This window comes from Brevundimonas sp. (assembly GCF_032107865.1).
GTDB lineage: Bacteria > Pseudomonadota > Alphaproteobacteria > Caulobacterales > Caulobacteraceae > Brevundimonas.
Genome location: NZ_DAMCNG010000289.1, coordinates 1 through 2,862 on the forward strand (window position 1 = coordinate 1; position 2,862 = coordinate 2,862).

At 67.4% G+C, this 2,862-nt stretch carries 4 protein-coding genes and 1 pseudogene; 2 read left to right on the forward strand and 3 right to left on the reverse strand.

Annotation, left to right across the window (positions count from 1 at the left end; all coding sequences use genetic code 11):
- From RT567_RS15655 to RT567_RS15665, 3 genes and pseudogenes are all read right to left on the reverse strand, one after another.
- Positions 1-183: pseudogene (locus tag RT567_RS15655) on the reverse strand (hypothetical protein); the annotation flags it as partial.
- A 2-nt stretch (positions 184-185) separates the two neighbouring features.
- Positions 186-419, reverse strand: coding sequence for a helix-turn-helix domain-containing protein (locus tag RT567_RS15660; protein ID WP_003166522.1), 234 nt, complete (start codon positions 417-419; stop codon positions 186-188).
- A 24-nt stretch (positions 420-443) separates the two neighbouring features.
- Positions 444-1,052 carry a DUF2975 domain-containing protein gene (locus tag RT567_RS15665; RefSeq protein ID WP_313577157.1) on the reverse strand — a complete coding sequence of 203 codons (609 nt, stop codon included), beginning with the start codon at positions 1,050-1,052 and terminating at the stop codon, positions 444-446.
- Positions 1,053-1,493: 441 nt separating this feature from the next.
- On the opposite strand from RT567_RS15665, the gene rdgB reads away from it, so the two are divergent.
- Positions 1,494-2,096, forward strand: a complete 603-nt coding sequence (rdgB, locus tag RT567_RS15670; protein ID WP_313577158.1) for an RdgB/HAM1 family non-canonical purine NTP pyrophosphatase — start codon at positions 1,494-1,496, stop codon at positions 2,094-2,096.
- A 160-nt stretch (positions 2,097-2,256) separates the two neighbouring features.
- Positions 2,257-2,862: coproporphyrinogen-III oxidase family protein (locus RT567_RS15675; RefSeq protein ID WP_313577159.1), on the forward strand; the 606-nt coding region annotated here is incomplete at its 3' end.

Below are 2,862 nucleotides of genomic sequence, written 5' to 3' on the forward strand. Positions count from 1 at the left end.
GGCGACGAGAGGCGGCGCCTCACCCTGAAGCGTGGGGAGGACGGCGCCGGGCGTCACGCGCGCGGCCTTGCGGCGGAGGGGCGGCGTCACCGTGGACGTCACCCGGTTCCAGATACGCTTGTCGTCATCGCCGGTCGCGGAGGCGGCTTTCGGCGGTCCCTTGCCCGAAGGGGGGCGGGCCACGCTCAGCCCTCGTCGTCGAAGGCGTCCGGCGGACCGGGCTCATGGGCCAGCAGGTCGCCGGGCTGGCAGTCCAGCTCGCGACACAGGGCGTCCAGGGTGGAGAAACGCACGGCGCGCGCCTTGCCCGTCTTGAGGATGGACAGGTTGGCGACGGTCACGCCGACGCGGTCGGCGAGTTCCGTCAGCGACATGCGGCGCTGGGCGAGGATGCGGTCGAGTTGGACGCGGATGGCCATAGGGTGAGCTTTAGCGTTTCTCGATCAGATCGTCAGTTCGGATTCGCGACGAAGGCGCGCGCCCTCGCGGAACACCTCGGCCAGGACGAAGACGACCAGGACCGAAAATACGGGGGTGAGCAGGTCGCTGATCCCTTGCGGCTCCATGACGCCGGGCGCGAGGCGCGAGGCCACCAGCCCCTGCACGATCCACACGCCGCCGGTGACGACGGCCAGGATCAGGCCCACATGGCGCAGGCGGCGCACATTGTCCGGCTGGAACGGATCGCCCAGGGTCAGGGTGCGGAAGATCTTGCGCAGATGGCGCAGGATGATCAGGAAGCCGCCGAAATAGGCGCTCAGGGCGCCCAGGGCGAACAGCAGCAGCGGGCGGGTCAGCGGCATCTCGCGACCGTCCGCGCCGTCCGAGACGGTCACGTTCAGATTGTCGATGGGAATGAAGATCGAGGCGACCCACAGAAGCAGCAGCAGGCCGGTGACGAGGATCATCACCACATAGGCCACGTCCAGCGCGATCTTCAGCAGGCTGGCGACGGAGCCGGGACCGATGGTCCTCAGGTTCGGCGTCCGTAGTTGGGCGGCGCGAAGCGGGGTCTGATGGCCGAGAGGTTTCGGTTTCCGCAAGCGCATCATCGGGCGTCTCAGGCCGGGGACAGGGGCGCCGTCGCCGCGGCGGGTCCGGCCGACCCGCGCACGGCTCTATTCTTCACGGCGTTCATGGCGATCGTCAAAGCCCCCTCGCTCGCATGAGCGGTCAGAGGCTTTGGATGATCAGGGCGATCGCGGCGGCCGGCAGGGAGGCCAGCAGGAAGGCGTTGCCCAGGCTGTGCGCCAGACGGTCCATCAGATTGGTCTTGTGCATGGCTTGCATATCGGTCTCTCCATCGATGCACGTTTTTTGTGCATATTTGTTGTGCCGCTGGATCATTGTTGCGAGATGTTTCTCTCGGTTGAACGGGTGCGGCCTTCCGTCCATGAAAATGAAGATAGGTCGTGCCGTGTCGAAAGCCAACTTACATATCGTTTAACGATGTTACCATTTCGCAATGGATCGGACGGGACTAAGGTCGCGCCATGAATCTCAAGCTCATCAAGGGGATGCGGCTCGTCGCCGCCACCCACAATCCGGGCAAGGCGCGCGAGATCGAAGCGCTGCTTGACGGACATTACACGATCGTCACCGCCGGAGAGCTGAATCTGCCTGAGCCGGACGAGACGGAGAGCACCTTCGTCGGGAACGCCATGCTGAAGGCGCGCCACGCGGCCCAGGCCTCGGGCGAGGTCGCCCTGGCCGACGATTCCGGCCTGTCGGTCGCGGCTCTGGACGGGGCGCCGGGCATCTATTCCGCGCGCTGGGCCGGGCCGACCAAGGATTTCGCCCTGGCCATGAAGAAGGTCGAGCAGCGGCTGGAGGAGATCGCCTCGACCGACCGCCGCGCCTGGTTCACCTCGGCGCTCGCCGTGGCCTGGCCGGACGGACCCTGCGTGGTGGTCGAGGGCCGGATCGACGGCGAACTGGTCTTCCCGCCGCGCGGCGATCGGGGTTTCGGCTACGATCCCATCTTCCGCCCTGAAGGCTCCGCCTTGACCTTCGGCGAGATGGACCCGGTCGAGAAGGACGTCCTCAGCCACCGCGCTCGCGCCTTCGCCCGCCTCAAGGCGGCGCTGATTGACTAAACACGGCCCTTCTCTCCCGTTGGGGAGAAGGTGGCTGCCGCAGGCAGACGGATGAGGGGGACGTCGGCTTCCTCTGCTACGAAGGCCAGAGATGCCCAACCCGCCCCCTCATCCGAGCGGCTCCGCCGCCCACCTTCTCCCTCAAGGGGAGAAGGAAGAGATGAGCGACTCCATCGCTCTCTACGTCCACTGGCCGTACTGCGCGCGCATCTGTCCTTATTGCGACTTCAACGTGGTGCGCGACCGGGGACGGGCGCAGGAACAGGCGGGGCTGGCGCAGACCATCCTGAACGACTTGGAGGCGCAGGCCGCCCTAGTCGGGCCGCGCGTCCTGGCCTCCATCTTCTTCGGCGGGGGCACGCCGTCCTTGATGCCGCCCGACGCCGTGGCGGCGGTGGTGGCGCGGGCCAGGGCCCTGTTCCCTTCGGCGGGCGACATCGAGATCAGCCTGGAGGCCAACCCCACGGATGCTGAGGCCGGGCGCTACGCGGCCCTGGCGCAGGCCGGGATCAACCGTCTGTCGATGGGGGTGCAGTCGTTCGATGACGACGCGCTGAAGTTTTTGGGCCGCGACCATTCGGCGGCCGAGGCGCGCCGCGCCATCGCCCTGGCCGCGCAGGCCTTTCCTCGGCTGTCGATCGACCTGATCTACGCCCGGCCCGGTCAGGGCGTCGGCGACTGGACCGCCGAGCTGACGACGGCGCTCGACCTGGGGTTCGAGCACGTCTCGCCCTATCAGCTGACCATCGAGGGGACGACGGCCTTC